Origin of the sequence: Arenibacter sp. F20364 (assembly GCF_023015905.1) — a bacterium.
Classification (GTDB): Bacteria; Bacteroidota; Bacteroidia; order Flavobacteriales; family Flavobacteriaceae; genus Arenibacter.
The window spans coordinates 16,468-32,235 of the sequence record NZ_JALKBD010000016.1 but is presented as its reverse complement, the minus strand read 5'-3'; the positions used below and the strand labels follow the sequence as shown (position 1 = coordinate 32,235).

The 15,768-nt window shown below is 39.3% G+C and carries 15 protein-coding genes; 12 read left to right on the top strand and 3 right to left on the bottom strand.

Annotated features, from left to right (window positions below; genetic code table 11):
• The first annotated feature begins 12 nt into the window (after window positions 1–12).
• The 6 genes from MWU84_RS14060 to MWU84_RS14035 all read left to right on the top strand — a co-directional run bounded on the left by MWU84_RS14060 (window position 13) and on the right by MWU84_RS14035 (window position 6,001).
• Window positions 13–858, top strand: coding sequence for a 1,4-dihydroxy-2-naphthoyl-CoA synthase (locus MWU84_RS14060; protein WP_246902412.1), 846 nt, complete (start codon window positions 13–15; stop codon window positions 856–858).
• A gap of 243 nt (window positions 859–1,101) precedes the next feature.
• On the top strand, window positions 1,102–1,719 hold the full coding sequence (locus MWU84_RS14055) for a DEAD/DEAH box helicase (RefSeq protein ID WP_246902410.1): 618 nt from the start codon (window positions 1,102–1,104) through the stop codon (window positions 1,717–1,719).
• A gap of 768 nt (window positions 1,720–2,487) precedes the next feature.
• Window positions 2,488–3,300, top strand: a complete 813-nt coding sequence (locus MWU84_RS14050) for an FRG domain-containing protein (RefSeq protein ID WP_246902408.1) — start codon at window positions 2,488–2,490, stop codon at window positions 3,298–3,300.
• Between the two features lie 64 nt (window positions 3,301–3,364).
• Window positions 3,365–3,826, top strand: coding sequence for a 3D domain-containing protein (locus tag MWU84_RS14045; protein ID WP_246902406.1), 462 nt, complete (start codon window positions 3,365–3,367; stop codon window positions 3,824–3,826).
• A 41-nt stretch (window positions 3,827–3,867) separates the two neighbouring features.
• Window positions 3,868–4,530, top strand: a complete 663-nt coding sequence (locus MWU84_RS14040) for a peptidoglycan recognition family protein (protein WP_246902404.1) — start codon at window positions 3,868–3,870, stop codon at window positions 4,528–4,530.
• Window position 4,531: 1 nt separating this feature from the next.
• Window positions 4,532–6,001 carry a M14 metallopeptidase family protein gene (locus tag MWU84_RS14035; RefSeq protein WP_246902401.1) on the top strand — a complete coding sequence of 490 codons (1,470 nt, stop codon included), beginning with the start codon at window positions 4,532–4,534 and terminating at the stop codon, window positions 5,999–6,001.
• A gap of 2 nt (window positions 6,002–6,003) precedes the next feature.
• Here the strand turns inward: MWU84_RS14035 and MWU84_RS14030 are convergent, their stop codons facing one another.
• The gene (locus MWU84_RS14030; RefSeq protein WP_246902392.1) at window positions 6,004–6,171 is read right to left on the bottom strand and encodes a hypothetical protein; all 168 of its coding nucleotides are present in this window, start codon (window positions 6,169–6,171) and stop codon (window positions 6,004–6,006) included.
• Between the two features lie 353 nt (window positions 6,172–6,524).
• Here MWU84_RS14030 and MWU84_RS14025 point away from each other — a divergent pair, with 353 nt between their 5' ends.
• Entirely contained in the window at window positions 6,525–8,327 is a 1,803-nt protein-coding gene (locus MWU84_RS14025; RefSeq protein ID WP_246902390.1) for an alkaline phosphatase, read from the top strand.
• Window positions 8,328–8,444: 117 nt separating this feature from the next.
• Here MWU84_RS14025 and MWU84_RS14020 read toward each other — a convergent pair whose 3' ends face one another.
• Both MWU84_RS14020 and MWU84_RS14015 read right to left on the bottom strand, forming a co-directional pair.
• Window positions 8,445–9,272, bottom strand: a complete 828-nt coding sequence (locus tag MWU84_RS14020; protein WP_246902387.1) for an OmpA family protein — start codon at window positions 9,270–9,272, stop codon at window positions 8,445–8,447.
• A 156-nt stretch (window positions 9,273–9,428) separates the two neighbouring features.
• Complete coding sequence (locus MWU84_RS14015; protein ID WP_246902625.1) at window positions 9,429–10,523, bottom strand: VWA domain-containing protein; 1,095 nt, start codon at window positions 10,521–10,523, stop codon at window positions 9,429–9,431.
• A 297-nt stretch (window positions 10,524–10,820) separates the two neighbouring features.
• Between MWU84_RS14015 and MWU84_RS14010 the strand changes: the two genes are divergently transcribed.
• From MWU84_RS14010 to moaA, 5 genes are all read left to right on the top strand, one after another.
• Complete coding sequence (locus MWU84_RS14010) at window positions 10,821–11,531, top strand: galactosamine-6-phosphate isomerase (protein WP_246902385.1); 711 nt, start codon at window positions 10,821–10,823, stop codon at window positions 11,529–11,531.
• Between the two features lie 174 nt (window positions 11,532–11,705).
• A complete protein-coding gene (locus MWU84_RS14005) occupies window positions 11,706–12,167 on the top strand; it encodes a (2Fe-2S)-binding protein (protein WP_246902383.1) in 462 nt (153 codons plus the stop codon).
• A 90-nt stretch (window positions 12,168–12,257) separates the two neighbouring features.
• Window positions 12,258–14,486, top strand: a complete 2,229-nt coding sequence (locus MWU84_RS14000; RefSeq protein ID WP_246902381.1) for a molybdopterin cofactor-binding domain-containing protein — start codon at window positions 12,258–12,260, stop codon at window positions 14,484–14,486.
• 1 nt (window position 14,487) lies between these two features.
• Entirely contained in the window at window positions 14,488–14,742 is a 255-nt protein-coding gene (locus tag MWU84_RS13995) for a MoaD/ThiS family protein (RefSeq protein ID WP_246902379.1), read from the top strand.
• Window positions 14,743–14,759: 17 nt separating this feature from the next.
• Window positions 14,760–15,743, top strand: coding sequence for a GTP 3',8-cyclase MoaA (moaA, locus tag MWU84_RS13990; RefSeq protein ID WP_246902377.1), 984 nt, complete (start codon window positions 14,760–14,762; stop codon window positions 15,741–15,743).
• Window positions 15,744–15,768 lie beyond the last annotated feature (25 nt).

Sequence of the window (15,768 nt, the reverse complement as noted above, 5' to 3'; positions counted from 1 at the left end):
ACCATTTTAGAAATGAGTAAAAAAATTGATTGGAAAGTAGTTAAGGAATTTGAGGATATCACTTATAAGAAATGTGATGGCGTTGCTAGAATTGCCTTTAACAGGCCCAATGTTAGAAATGCCTTTAGGCCCAAGACCACAAGTGAACTATACCAGGCCTTCTATGACGCCCAAGAGGACACAAGTATAGGGGTTGTGCTACTTTCTGCCGAAGGTCCGTCTACCAAAGATGGGGTGTATTCCTTTTGTAGCGGAGGTGACCAAAAAGCTAGGGGCCATAAGGGCTATGTTGGGGAAGACGGCATGCACCGACTGAATATTCTGGAGGTACAACGGTTAATAAGGTTTATGCCCAAAGTAGTCATTGCCGTGGTTCCGGGATGGGCCGTTGGGGGAGGTCACAGCTTACATGTAGTGTGCGATCTAACGCTGGCCAGCAAGGAACATGCTATTTTTAAACAAACAGATGCCGATGTAACCAGTTTTGACGGAGGGTACGGTTCTGCCTATCTGGCAAAGATGGTGGGACAAAAAAAAGCCAGGGAAATATTTTTCTTGGGCAGGAATTATTCGGCCCAAGAGGCTTTGGAAATGGGAATGGTAAACGCAGTTATTCCCCATGAGGAATTGGAAGACACGGCTTATGATTGGGCCCAGGAAATACTCGAAAAATCGCCAACTTCCATAAAAATGTTAAAGTTCGCCATGAACCTCACCGATGACGGTATGGTAGGGCAACAGGTATTTGCCGGTGAAGCCACAAGATTGGCCTATATGACGGAAGAGGCAGAAGAAGGAAGAAATGCCTTTTTGGAAAAACGAAAACCCAATTTTGGCAAGAACAACTGGATCCCTTAATCTTTTATACTTTCCAAAACCTTAGAAACTAAAAAGAGCCTTGTCTTTTAGGACAAAGCTCTTTTACGAGAACACTATATGAAAATGAAAAAATTATTAATTCTTTATTACACGACCAAAGTAGGATAGAAAACCTAGGAGTAAAAACTATTGTTGTGAAGTGATCAAAAGTTGTGGTTAGGCAAGAGAAACTTGTTATTTAACAATTACAAAGAATTAAAATTGGAATAGATAATACTTAATATGGCATTCAAAAAAATACAGGAACAGTTAAGAGAAGTGTTGGGGCAACAGGGAATTAAGGAGCCTCTTCCCTTTCAAAAAGCGATTCTTTCAAAAATTAAAGGGGGAGCCAGTGTTTTTGGTATAGCGCCTGCCGGTGCCGGTAAAACTACGTCGATCATAATCAGTACACTTCAGAAATTGGATTGTGCGGCCTTTGAAGAGGCGCCACGAGCACTCATCTTTGTAAAGGACAAGGAATCCGCTTTGACCCTACAAGGTGAATTTGAACGCTTTACAAGAAGAATGGACCTTCGTATTTATTCCGTTTATGAAGAACACAATATAGAAGCACAACGGAATGAAATTTTTGAGGGAGTGGATATTGTTATCGCTACCCCTAAAAGATTAAGCAAGATTTTTTACCTCAACGGCATCAATTTAGGAAAGCTAAAGTTGTTTATTGTAGACGATGCAGAATTCTTGTCCAAACCCAGCCCTTTTTCCGATGTCATCCGAATCCCTGAAAGTTTGGACAGATGTCAGTATGCCATTTTTTCCACTAAGTTCGATAGCCGAATGGAGCGGATGCAGGAATTGTTTATGGCCAATGCACAGATCGTTGAGGTAGGGGAGTGATTTAATGTAACAATGCCATAATGAAACAATTACTCCTTAACTATTAATAATCCCAAACGGACTAAAACTAAAAAGAGCCTTATCTTTTAAGACAAAGCTCTTTTACGAGAACACTATATGAAAATGAAAAAATTATTAATTCGTTTTTTATTACACTGCTAAAGTATAAGGGTTGTGCCGTTGAAAGAAATTAATGTTGGGAAATAGGCTATTTATGTGGTGAAAGATGCATAATATGATATTTTGATAATTTACCGACTATAAAAAACTGGGAGCTACTACTTGAAATGAATACATTAGAATCAAATTTTTGCCGGTAAAAGATTCCTAAACACAAGGATTGGGCCTCATTCCAAATACTTACGGTCATGACCACCGTAAAAGAGCGTCAACCAATAATGTACCATTACCAGCTGTTTTATATTTACAAGCAAACTCATTTTATTATCTTTAGTACATGCTATTTCCCGATTGGATTTGAGCAAAAAAGATTGAGCTATACGTACGCATGAAAAGTCGATTGCCATTTTTATTTTTATGGTTTGCACACTCCTTTTATTCCTAAACTTCCTAAATTAACATTTCGGGAAGGGTGGCCGATGCAATTTGGGAATGATATATATGTGAATATTGTGTTTCACAAAGAAAATATAGCAATAGAGTACGCTTCGGCCCTTTACAAGGCTATTGCCGACCATTTAAATGTTTTACAGAATTTATATCATCATTTGGATCCAATTTGGGTCCGCACTTAAATTATTCAGATAAATGGAAGATTTCGAATTATTTGAGCCTAAGAGTTGGTTGGAACTTCAAGCGTATTTGTTTAATGAAAAAGACGAAAAGATCGATAGGTTTCGATCTCCGTATGCCTATAGGGGGGTCTATAATGCCCAATTTGGATTGGAGACCAGCCTTCAAAGATTAGGAAGAATAGCTTCAAAAGTAGAAGCCACTATGATTAGAAACTTTAGGAAGTACTCGCCTATTAACACTTTGATCGATGATTATAACAACCTCTGGAACTGGATTTCCTTGGGACAGCACCACGGACTTCCTACAAGACTAATTGACTGGACCCACTCTCCCAATGTTGCCTTACATTTTTTAACAGAGGATATGGGCACTTATAATTTGGACGGAGCCATCTGGATGGTAAATTATGTAGCACTAAGAGAGCATCTTCCGGAAGAGCTCAAAACACCTATATTAAGCAAAGATATTTTCTATTTTAGCTCCATGGAGCTAAAACAAACTATAGGTAATTCCATAGAAGAACTATATGATTTTTCGAGTCGGAACGCCAATACAATGATATTTTTCGAGCCACCCTCCCTTGACGATCGTATAATTAACCAATTTGCTCTTTTTTCATTTATGCTGGATCCGGATTCCAGTCCATTGGACTGGCTTAAAAACCATCCCAAGTATTTAAAGAAAGTAATTATTCCATCAGGATTAAAGTGGGAAATAAGGGATAAGCTAGATCAGGCAAACATTACGGAAAGAATCATATATCCCGGCTTGGAGGGCATTTCCAGATGGCTAAAAAGATGGTATAGTGATAAAAACAAAATCTAATAGTTTTCTAATTACTTAATACCAAACTCTCTATTTTGTTGGTTTTTTAATCTAAATAATTGGTGTGAATAATATTTTGGGTACATTGGGCGCTAAGGGTAGGCAGATTATACTATGGTTGGTTTTGCCGGGTATCCTATTGTCCTTGGCCAGTTGCAAGGAGAAAGTTGTGGATGATGGTTATGTTTGGAAGCCGCTTAGGGTAACGGCCACCGCCTACAATTCCTTTCCCTCACAAACCTCTAAAATCCATCCTGGAATTACCGCTTGGGGCGATTCGCTAAAACCCGGTATGAAAATAATTGCCGTATCCAAAGACCTGATTCCCTTGGGACTGGAGTACAATACCCAAGTAAAGCTAAAAGGGGATACCGGTATTTATTGGGTAAAGGATAAGATGCATTCCAAATGGAAAAATAGGATCGACATCTATATGGGGGAGGACAAGGAAAAAGCTTTGGAATGGGGGCGAAAAAAAATAACCATCCACTACAGGGTAAAAAGGGATTCTACAGAAATAAAATGATATTGTATCTTTATTGCCCAAGTTTATATACTAAAAATAGAATGAAGAAGAGCTTACTTTTGTGCACCCTTTTTATGGCCATCTCATGTTCCGTAAACCGTGAAATAATAGACAAACCCATCATTTTTGATCAAGAACGAAAAGATCTTACCTTGGAATATTTATCCGATCATTACGACCTAATACAAGATGAACCGGTTATAGAACCCAAGATGGTAGTATTGCACTGGACCGTAATCCCGACACTGGAAAAATCGTACCAAGCCTTTGAATTGTCAACCCTGCCAGATTGGAGGCCCGAGATAAGCTCGGCCAGTGGTTTAAACGTATCTTCCCAATTTCTTGTAGACCAAGATGGTACAATATATAGGTTAATGCCAGAAACCACCATGGCCAGACATGTAATAGGTCTAAATCATTGTGCCATTGGCATAGAAAATGTCGGAGGAACCGGGGATACCAAACTCACCAGGGCACAATTAAGATCAAACAAATGGCTGGTAAAATATTTAAAATCCAAATACGATATAGATTACGTAATTGGTCATTATGAGTATACTCATTTTGAAGATCACGAACTGTGGTTGGAGAAAGATGAGGGCTATAGGACCGTAAAGACCGATCCCGGTGAAAAATTTCTAAAAAGAGTAAAAAGAGCAACCAAAAAACTTAATTTTAAACCTACACCACTAGCAAAACAATAATATGACATCACATAAATTTGCCCTAATCCTTTGTTTACTAATAGTATTTTCTGGCTATGGACAGGAAAAGGATTTTACTTCCAGCTTATATGCATCCTATGAAAAATACAAGGAACCCTCATTGGTCAAAAGACGGATAAAGCCTGATGATATTCAGCCACTAATAAACAAACTGTCTGCCCATCCCAAATTCAAGGTTGCGGTTGTTGGGAAATCCATCGAAGGGCGCAACCTTTCCCTAATAAGTATTGGAACAGGTGCTACCGATGTCTTTCTATGGTCGCAAATGCATGGTGATGAACCCACGGCCACCCAAGCTATTTTTGATATTTTCAATTTTTTGACCAGTGGCGATTTCAAGGCGGAAAAGGAGAACATCCTAAAAAATCTAAAATTGCATTTTTTACCTATTCTCAATCCGGATGGGGCTCAAGTATATCAAAGAAGAAATACCTTGGGAATAGATATTAACAGGGACGCATTATCATTGCAATCGCCCGAGGGAAGGACCTTAAAAAGGGTTAGGGATAGTTTGGATGCAGATTTCGGATTTAATCTTCACGACCAGAGCACGTATTACAACGCGGAAAGAACGGATAAGCCTGCTACCATCTCCTACTTGGCACCGGCCTTTAATTACGAAAAGGATATCAACGAAGTCCGGGCCAATGCTATGAAGGTGATTGTCTATATGAATCAAATAATTCAGGAATATGCCCCTGGACAAGTAGGCCGCTATAACGACGATTTTGAGCCAAGGGCCTTTGGAGACAATATTCAAAAGTGGGGAACAAGTGCTATTTTAATAGAATCCGGAGGTTTTAAAAATGATCCTGAAAAACAGGAGATCCGAAAATTGAATTATGTTTCCATTCTATCCGCCATCTACACTATAGCGAATGGGAACTACAAAAATATACCGATTTCGGACTACGATAAAATCCCCGAAAATGATCGAAAACTTTTCGATCTAAAACTGAATAACCTCACCTATAATTTACTGGGTAAAAATTATACTTTAGATGTGGGGATACACCAATTGGAAATTGATGGCACAGCGCATAGAACCTTTTATAACAGTAGTAGGGTAGTAGACCAAGGGGATCTATCTACCTATTATGGTTACGAAACTTTGGAAGGAAAAGGCTACTCCATGGTAGGAGGAAAGGTATACCCAAAAACCCTATCCTCCATAAAAGAGGTTTCAGAGTTAAAGGCATTGGATCTTCTACGATCGGGCTTTACCTACGTAAGGGTGGAGAACATTCCGAAGGGCGAAAATTATGTAACCTTTCCCCTCAACATTATAGGAAAGGACTACAAAATACCACAATTTAAAATGAGAGTAGGCGTTATTCCTAACTTTATATTGGAAGAACAGGGCAAACCCCGCTATGCGGTTATCAATGGATTTTTGATCGACCTAAAGTCGGGAGAAGGGAATTTTAAAAATGCACTGATCTTAAGATAATTCTAATATCCATAAGAAATACGTATACTATCCCCATAAACAAGGATCCAGTAGAGCATTACAAATAGAATGCTTACAATACAGGTGAAAATAGTTATCACAAGGCCCTTTAACCCATTGGATAGCTCGCTGATAGCGCTATACTTAAAAATGTCGTTGATTACAACCATGATATTCTTTTTTTAAAGTGTTACAAAATTTAGTTTTTAGCATTCATTGCGAACATAGGTTGATAAGGGTTGTTACTATTAGAACAATTATCTAGCCAAAAACCCTACCTTCCTTTTTATTTTTTTCGATTTGTCTTGTTTGGAGGTCTTTATAAGCATCTTTTTTCAAGGACCTGTATTTGGAACAGTTTATATCTTGGTTAAGTTATCCCTATGTAACAATTTCTGCCGAAGAAATTATTTAGTTTTGTTTAAATTGGTCCAGCCCATTTAATTGTCTCTGACAATTAAATGGGTAATAAAGTTATTAGCACCTCAAAATTTAGTATCAATAGTCATATAAATAAATTTCAATGTTTAAATCCATTCGCTTTTTTTTATTGCTGTTTTTACTGTCCCTACAAATGGTATTGGGACAGAAAACAAATTCCTTTAAAATACATTCCCATAACGATTATCTACAAACTGCACCGTTTTGGGATGCCTATGCCAATGAGGCAAACTCTATTGAAGTAGATGTTTTTCTTAAGAACGACGCCTTATATGCTACCCATGACGAAGTAGATATTATACCAAGCCACACTATAGAAAGCTTGTATTTGGACCCAATACAAAAGGTGTTGGAGTTAAAGCTGGGCAAGCAACAGGAATTACAACTATTAATCGATATAAAGTCGGAAACCTATAGCACACTAGCGAAGATAGTCAGTGTTTTGGAAAAGTATCCCAACATAATCAACAATCCCAAAATTACCATGGTCATATCCGGAAATAGACCTAAACCGGAAGAGTATATGAAATATCCGTCCTTCATTAAGTTCGATTATCAAACTTTGGACGATATTCCCAGCACTGAGGCCTGGGAAAAAGTAGCACTGATCAGTCTACCTTTTTATAAATTTTCCAGATGGAACGGAAAGGGAAGACTAACCGCCCAGGATCTGGAAAAAGTAAAAACAACGATAGACAAAGCGCATTCTTACAACAAGCCGTTCCGTTTTTGGGCCACTCCGGACTCCAAGACCGCATGGAAAGCCTTCCATGATTTGGGGGTGGACTATATAAACACGGATATGCCAGATAAATCATCCGTATATTTACAAACCTTGGGGGACAGGGTATATTACAACAAGGCTAAATCTGATGTATACAAGCCCTCCTACAAATCCGACCAAACGGAAAAGCATGTCAAGAATGTTATATTGCTCATAGGAGATGGCAACGGGCTTACCCAAATCTCATCATCGGTTTTGGCCAATGGAGGCAGCCTTACCCTGACGCAATTGAAAAGCATAGGGTTTATTAAAACCCAATCTTCGGACGACTTTACAACAGATTCAGCTGCTGCAGGCACTTCCTTGGCCACTGGCACAAAAACCTATAACAGGTCTATTGGTATGGCCCCTAACGGGCAACCCCTAGTAAATATCACCGAATTGCTAGATATACATCAATTTGTAACGGGAATTATCACCACTGATAAAATTGTTGGGGCCACCCCCAGTTCTTTCTATGCCCACCAAAAGGATAGGGATGATACCGAGGGCATCGTCCAAGATTTATTAAAAAGTAAGCTCTCACTATTCGTCGGGGGAGGGGAATCCATATTTAATACAACCGAATTACAGGAAAAGAGTTTTTCCATACTGAAGGATGTTAAAGAATTAGGAGCTAGCAAAAAAGATAAAATAGGATTGTTCATCGCGGAAAACGATGTTCCCAGCTTTTTGGAGGGTAGAGGAAATATATTGGCGAAAGCCACCAAAAATGGACTTCAATTCTTAAACGCCAAGAAAAAGCCTTTCTTTTTAATGGTGGAAGCAGCCCAAATAGACTCGTACGGACATAGGAATGAAGTATCCGGTATAGTCACAGAGGGGATAGATTTTGATGTAGCCATAACTGAAGCCATTAAATTCGCGGACAAAACGGGGAACACCTTGGTAGTCATAACGGCAGATCACGAAACCTCAGGATTCACCATGCCACAGGGGAATATGGACCATAAAATGATCGAGGGCGACTTCACTACCGATGATCATACGGGCACCATGGTTCCTATTTTTGCCTACGGACCCCATTCACAAGAGTTCCAAGGTGTTTATGAAAACAATGAGGTTTATCACAAGATACTAAAGGTGTTGAATATAAAGTAACCAAGAAATAGAAATTTCCTGTACACCATATTTCCTCAAAAAAAGAATAAAAAAACCCCCGATGCGCGCATCGGGGGTTTTTTAAGCTAAAACAAAAATTCTATAATAAATAATATCTTAAAGGGATTCAGCATCCAAAAGCGCAAAAAACTTATCCAAATTTGGAATAATTACGATTCTTGTTCGTCTGTTTATAGCCATGTTTTCCTTACTGTTGTTTTCAACCAAAGGCAAGTAGCTACTTCTACCCGCTGCTATCAAATTAGCAGGATCTACATTGTACTTGTTCTGTAAAAGTCTAACAATGGAAGTGGCTCTTTTTACACTTAGATCCCAGTTATCCTGAAACATTTCGGTGCTAATGGTTTTAGAATCGGTATGCCCTTCTACCATAACTTCCATACTAGGCTCAGAGTTGATAACTTCTGCCAATTTGGCCAATATAGTGTTGGCTTTATTACTTACCCTGTAACTTCCGGAATTAAACAATAATTTATCGGATATATTGATCATTACAACAGTTTTGTTAATGTCAATATTAATATCATCGTCGTCATCAGCAATGGATTTCTTCAAATTGTAAGAAATGGCAAGATTCATGGAATCTTCCAAGGTTTGGGCCTTGGCCAATTCACTAGGATCAATTTTTGCCAAAGTAGCTCTCATTTTTGCCTTTGTATTGTTGCTCATAACAGCAACATCATCTACAGAAGTAAATTGGGAATCATTGATTTCCTGTAAGGAATTTATTTTTTCATTGTATTCCGCAACCCTAGCCTCAATTTTAGAAACTTTGGATTCCAATTCCTCTTTTTCAACTTGGGTTTTTGTCAACATGCTTTTTGTATTGGACAAATCCCCTTCAAGAGCTACATATTTTTTCTTAGATACACAGGAGGCCAAAACCGCCATTCCCATCAAACCAACTAACGTTACTTTTCTCATTTCTTTTTTGTTAAAAAATTTACAAATAGTTTTCTGTAAGGTTATACGGGCATATAGCAGAAAAAGATGTCATGCCTTAAAGAAATTTTAACAAAAAAAAGAGCATCAAAACAATTTGATACTCTAACTCTTTGATTTAAAGAATTTTAAATTAGGTTATTCACAACCTCCCGTAAATCCTTTTGCGTTAAATTTAGTTTGTACCGCACCCTGCCTGTTACCTTCCTTCACTTGAATGGCCAGGTTGTTCTCACCACTTCCATCCCGTTTTGGGCTACAGTATTCAAACAGGTAAAAACTGTTTGCCTGTTCGGAAACCCTGAAGGAAATATCGTTGAAAGTAGTTTCCAATTGCTCTTTATTTCCAGCATACACACTAAAAGTCTTTCCTATTTTTCCCAAAATGTCAGCATCAATTTCCGCTCCCAATCCAATACTAAAGAAAGCAATGTTCTTGTTGGCATTATCCACCTTTTTTAAAGCGGCACTTTGGGTGTAACGGGAAGCCTGATCGGTACCATCGGTAAATATAACTACCGATGCGGCACCAATACGGTCATTAGTGGTACTCTCTGCCAACAATTTTTCGGCCTTGTCCGTAGCTTTAATAACCGCTCCATATAGATCGGTAGATGGATCATTGCTGATATCTGCAGTAATTCCTTGAATAGAAGACACCAAATCCTGCTTTATATGGGTAAGTTCCTTTAACACATGTAGTTTGTCCTCGCCGTCGAACCAATAGATCGCCATTTTAAAAGATTGTGTATCCACCTCTGGCATCACATTGTTTACAAAGCTTGTGGAGGCCGATTTCAATTCTTCCATACTACTGCTCAAAACACTGTTGCTCAAATCCAGCACCAAAATGGTATTGTTGTTGAAAATTTGCGAGTTGGGAGAAATTCTAGCGAAAGATTCGGAAGTGGATATTGTATTAAAACATTCATCATTTCTACCCTGCTCATATATGGTAAACTGACTTGCCTTGAGTCCGGGAACGGGATCCCCATCTGTATCGGAGACCTTAAAAAAGATGGACACTTTACCGGGCAGAGTGGTGTATTGATCTTGTATGGATAGGACCAATTCCCCATCTCCTAAATTTAAACAGTCGTCCACCGGTTCTCCAAGACCCAGATCTCCACCGTTACCATTTACTCCAAATTCAACATCATCATCAGCATTTCCACAAGAAACAAATAAGGCCATACTGAAGCAGATAGCCGCCATTTTCATATATAATTTCATTTTCATAATTTTTAACGTTCACCTAGCAGAACGCTCAAAACTATTTAAAATTATAATTCGATTAAAAATAGGTGTTAATATTTGTTAAAGACTTTATTCACATTTTTTTGAAAACCAATCCGTACACCATATACAATTCAAAAATTAGGTTTTTTAATCGGCAATAGCACGACCCCTTATGGATGTCCAATACTAAAGGTTTGAAAAAATAAGTTGAAAACTTTGGGCCCAAAGCAAGACCAAAACCAAATTTTTGTATTTTAACTATCCCATTGAAAGATAATGCTTGGGCTTGTTATGAAGATACACTACTGTACCGATTATGAAAATATGAGCCAAATGGCTTTTGATTCCCTATTGCCCAAAATAAAAGAGAAGCCACAGCAATTGATCTGTACCGCCACAGGTTATTCACCCACAAGGCTTTACGGGAAATTGTCAGAATCCTACCAAAGCAACCCAAAGATTTTTAAGGAAATAAAGATCATCAAACTGGATGAATGGGGTGGAACCAATGGACACTATACCAGTACCAATGATTATTATCTTGAAGAAAAACTTTTGGAACCCTTACAGATTCCTAAAAGCAATTATATTTCTTTCGATAGTAGCCCAACAGATGCAAAAAAGGAATGTTATCGTATGGAAAATGAAATTCAGGAACACGGTCCAATAGACATCTGTATACTAGGTCTTGGAAAAAATGGGCATTTAGGATTTAACGAACCTTCAAAAACGCTGATTCCTGATTGTCATATTGCCAATTTAAGCGAATCCTCCTTAAAGCATCCCATGGCCAATAAAATGAATACCAAACCCACCTATGGCCTAACCTTGGGCATGGCCAACATTCTAAAATCGAAGAAAATTATTCTTTTGGTAACGGGCCCTAGCAAGAAAAAAGCCATCAAAAAATTGTTGAGTAGGGAAATAACCACTTCCTTACCAGCTTCCTTTTTATGGTTGCATCCCAACGTGGAATGTTATTTGGATAAAAGCTCCTTTTAAATAAAAGGAGTTTTATTATTTGGTTTTTATGCCATGGTGCTTATCAATCCCTATTTAAAGCGACGACAATAAGAATATTATACCCCCCTTAACAAACTGTTAAAATAACACATACTTTTCCTAAATTTGGTAACTTGTAGAGTATTACAATTTTTCAACTTAAAATCATCGACTATGCCAAAATACGACATCAATGTTAACGGAATTACCAAAAGTGTAGATGTTGCGGAAGACACCCCTTTACTATGGGTCTTGCGCGATCATTTGGACTTGTTAGGAACCAAATATGGCTGTGGTATTGCCCAATGTGGTGCATGCACGGTACATTTGGACGGCAACGCAGTAAGAAGTTGCTCTTTGCCGATAGCCTCTGTGGCCGGACAAAAGATCACCACTATTGAAGGGCTATCGGAAGATGGCGGCCATCCTGTACAGCAGGCTTGGAAAGAAGTGGACGTTCCACAATGTGGGTATTGTCAAGCGGGGCAGATAATGACCGCTTCGGCATTCTTGGACAAGAATCCGAACCCTACTTCAGCCGAAATAAAGACAGCCATGCACGGGAACATATGTAGATGTGCTTCCTACACCAGGATCCATAAGGCCGTGGAAATTGCCGCTACCAAAATAGGGTAGTCCTTGGCCAATGAGGGCATCCCAATTACCATATTCAAGTACCAATAAAAAATATATCCTTGAAATACTAGGGATAAAAAACAAAAAATTATGTCAACATCATCCATAACATTTAATAGAAGGTCCTTTATTAGAACTTCCTCACTGGCCAGTGGTGGACTCCTTATAGGTTTCAACCTCTTTACGGCCTGTAAACCCAAGGTGCAACCACCGGTAGATATTTCACAGCTAAATTTTAATGATTTTAATGCCTTTATAAAAATTGCCGATAATGGTGCGGTGACTATTTTTTCGCCCAATCCTGAAATTGGACAGGGTGTAAAAACCGCAATGCCTATGTTGATTGCCGAAGAATTGGATGTCGCATGGAAGAATGTATATGTACAACAGGGTATTTTGGATACCGAGAATTATACCCGGCAGCTTGCTGGCGGGAGTCAATCTATCCGACTTGGATGGGAGCCTTTGAGGCAGACCGGTGCTACGGCACGTCAAATGTTGGTAAATGCCGCGGCCGCCAAATGGGGCGTTGATCCATCTGAATGTACCACCTCGGAAGGGGTAATCACCAATGCCAAAGGGGAGACTTTGGGCTATGGCGATGTGGTAAAGGAAGCAGCGGCTTTGGAAGTACCGGAAAACGTAACACTTAAGAAACCCAAGGATTTTAAAGTTATCGGAACCGATGCACCCAATGTGGATATTGATAAAATAATTACCGGAAAACCACTTTTTGGGTTGGATTATAAGGTTGAAGGCATGGTATACGCCAGTGTGTTGCGCCCTCCTGCTTTTGGTAAAATATTGGATTCCTATGACGATACCAAAGCCAAGGCCATGCCGGGCGTTTTGGATGTAATCAGAATAGGGGAGAAGGCCAAAGAACTTTCAAAAGAAGGGGTAGGCAATTGGACCGTGACCTTGGGTAAAAGTGATAAAGTGGTGGTCATTGCCAAAACTACTTGGGAAGCCCTAAAGGCAAAAGAAGCCATATCTGCTACTTGGGTAGATGACAGCACTTTGGAAAGCACTGAATTTCAGGATAAACAATTACTGGGACTTTTGGATGGAAAGGAGTTCAAGACCCTTAGAAAGGACGGGGATATAAATAAAGCATTTTCCCAGGCCGATAAAATTTTGGAGCGCACCTATGAATCGCCATTCCTTCCACATAATTGTATGGAACCCATGAATTTTTTCGCCAATATTACCGACGAAAAAATTCATTTGGTTGGGCCTGTACAGACACCCGAATTCGCTGCCACTGCGGTAGCGGGTATGTTGGGTAGGGACGTGAAAGACGTTCATTTGGAAATGACCCGCATGGGAGGAGGTTTTGGAAGGCGATTATATGGGGATTTTGTTTACGAGGTTGCTGAAATTGCCAATGCCGTAAAAAAACCTGTCAAGTTGGTATTTTCACGTGAGGATGATATGACGGCCGGCACCTATAGACCGGCAATAAAATATAGAATAAAAGCAGCTATAAGAGATGGGAAAGTATCTGCCTACCATTTAAAAGAGGCTGCCATTGGGGGGAACATGTACGGATTAATACCCAATTTCTTCCCTGCCGGGGCCATAGAGAATTACCAAGTGGATGTGGCCAACTATCAAAGTAACATCACTACCGGTGCCTGGAGGGCCCCCTATACCAATTTCCTGGCCTTTGCCGAACAAAGTTTTTTTGATGAACTGGCAGAAACCATGGAAGTAGATCGCATTCAGTTGCGTTTGGATCTATTGGAAAAAGTTAAGGGAACTACGGATGAACGTATCGAATATTCCCCAGAACGTATGCAGAATGTTATAAAAGTGGCCGTGGACAAATCAGGTTGGGGAAAGAAAGCTGACGGAATCTACCAAGGTTTTGCTGCCTATTATTGCCATAATTCCCATGTAGCGGAAGTGGCCGATGTTGAAATTGAAAATGGGATGCCTGTCGTAAAAAAAGTTACCTGTGTAGTGGATTGCGGAATTGTGGTAAATCCTTTGGGCGCCAAAAATCAAATAGAAGGTGGTGTTATAGATGGGGTTGGACATGCCATGTATGGCGATCTCACTTTTATGGAAGGACAGCCACAATCCCAGAATTATGACAAGTACCGTTTGATAAGGATGGGGGAAATACCGGTAGTAGAATCCCATCTGATACAAAATGAAATAGCACCAACAGGCCTTGGCGAGCCAACATTGCCCCCAGCTGGAGCAGCGGTTGCCAATGCACTTAAGGCAGCTACGGGAAACAGATTTACCCAACAGCCATTTTCAAAATTCCCGGAACTGATGCAAGTACCGGCTAAAGCTATAATTGGATAATATGACCATATTACTTTTTGGTATAACCAAAGACATTATAGGTACCTCAACCCTGTCCATGCCCAGCTCCAGTGAATTTGGGTCGAAAAAATCCAAGACCGTTAAAGAGCTGAAGGATTATTTGGGAAAAATGTACCCTGAATTGAAAAAATTATCATCTCTGGCCATCGCCGTGAACAATTCTTATGCAAATGATGACACCATAATCGATAATTTTGATGAAATTGCACTAATTCCACCAGTAAGCGGGGGATAAGTAAAAAAAGAGGATAAATGCTGATAGACAATCACAATAGGAAAATAAATTATCTGCGCTTGGCGGTTACAGATCGCTGCAACCTGCGATGCAACTATTGTATGCCTTCTGAAGGGATAAATTTTGCCGAAAAAAAATCGCTTTTCACCATAGAAGAACTCTGTAAATTGAGTGAAATCATGGTAGGGCAGGGGATCGACAAAATTAGGATTACAGGTGGTGAACCTTTTGTTAGAAAGGACCTAATGGTATTATTGCGAAAACTTTCCACTTTAAAGGGATTGAACGATATTTCCATTACCACCAATGCCACATTGATAGGCCCCTATATTCAAGAATTAAAATCCTTGGGTATCAAAAATATCAACGTGAGTTTGGATGCCATTGATAAGGAAACCTTTGAAAGGATCACCCGACGCAATCAATATGATACCGTATATGGTAATTTGGTAAAGTTGATAACTGAAGGTTTCAATGTACGTATCAATTTTATCGCCCTCGAAAATCAGAATACCCAGGATATAATACCTATTCTAGAGGTAATGAAGCATTATCCCGTGTCCGTTCGGTTTTTGGAAGAAATGCCATTCAATGGCGGGAGTAAATCCTTCAACACCATTACTTGGGATTATAAAAAAATACTGGACCACATACAATCGGAATATCCAGATATAACCAAATTGGAATCGCCCAAAACATCAACCTCCATTAATTACAAGATAAAAGGTCACCAGGGTACTTTTGGACTAATTCCTTCCTTTACCAGAACCTTTTGCGGTAGCTGCAATCGATTAAGAATATCGGCGACGGGCGATGTAATCACCTGTTTATACGGAAAACCTAGAATGAATTTAAGGGACGTAATGAGAGGGGATAATGCAGAATCCAAAATTAAAGAGCATATCCTTAAGGCTATAGGCAGTAGATCCAAAACCGGTTTTGAGGAACAGGAAAAATATGATGGAATATTTCAAAATTCAATGACCTCCATCGGTGGATAATACCAAATAGCTACTACCAAGCACT

Bases quoted from the DNA above. Each gene is read 5' to 3' on its own strand.
- MWU84_RS14060 (WP_246902412.1), top strand. From the start codon at position 13: ATGAGTAAAAAAATTGATTGGAAAGTAGTTAAGGAATTTGAGGATATC.
- MWU84_RS14055 (WP_246902410.1), top strand. From the start codon at position 1,102: ATGGCATTCAAAAAAATACAGGAACAGTTAAGAGAAGTGTTGGGGCAA.
- MWU84_RS14050 (WP_246902408.1), top strand. From the start codon at position 2,488: ATGGAAGATTTCGAATTATTTGAGCCTAAGAGTTGGTTGGAACTTCAA.
- MWU84_RS14040 (WP_246902404.1), top strand. From the start codon at position 3,868: ATGAAGAAGAGCTTACTTTTGTGCACCCTTTTTATGGCCATCTCATGT.
- MWU84_RS14035 (WP_246902401.1), top strand. From the start codon at position 4,532: ATGACATCACATAAATTTGCCCTAATCCTTTGTTTACTAATAGTATTT.
- MWU84_RS14030 (WP_246902392.1), bottom strand. From the start codon at position 6,171: ATGGTTGTAATCAACGACATTTTTAAGTATAGCGCTATCAGCGAGCTA.
- MWU84_RS14025 (WP_246902390.1), top strand. From the start codon at position 6,525: ATGTTTAAATCCATTCGCTTTTTTTTATTGCTGTTTTTACTGTCCCTA.
- MWU84_RS14020 (WP_246902387.1), bottom strand. From the start codon at position 9,272: ATGAGAAAAGTAACGTTAGTTGGTTTGATGGGAATGGCGGTTTTGGCC.
- MWU84_RS14015 (WP_246902625.1), bottom strand. From the start codon at position 10,523: ATGAAATTATATATGAAAATGGCGGCTATCTGCTTCAGTATGGCCTTA.
- MWU84_RS14010 (WP_246902385.1), top strand. From the start codon at position 10,821: ATGAAGATACACTACTGTACCGATTATGAAAATATGAGCCAAATGGCT.
- MWU84_RS14005 (WP_246902383.1), top strand. From the start codon at position 11,706: ATGCCAAAATACGACATCAATGTTAACGGAATTACCAAAAGTGTAGAT.
- MWU84_RS14000 (WP_246902381.1), top strand. From the start codon at position 12,258: ATGTCAACATCATCCATAACATTTAATAGAAGGTCCTTTATTAGAACT.
- MWU84_RS13995 (WP_246902379.1), top strand. From the start codon at position 14,488: ATGACCATATTACTTTTTGGTATAACCAAAGACATTATAGGTACCTCA.
- moaA (WP_246902377.1), top strand. From the start codon at position 14,760: ATGCTGATAGACAATCACAATAGGAAAATAAATTATCTGCGCTTGGCG.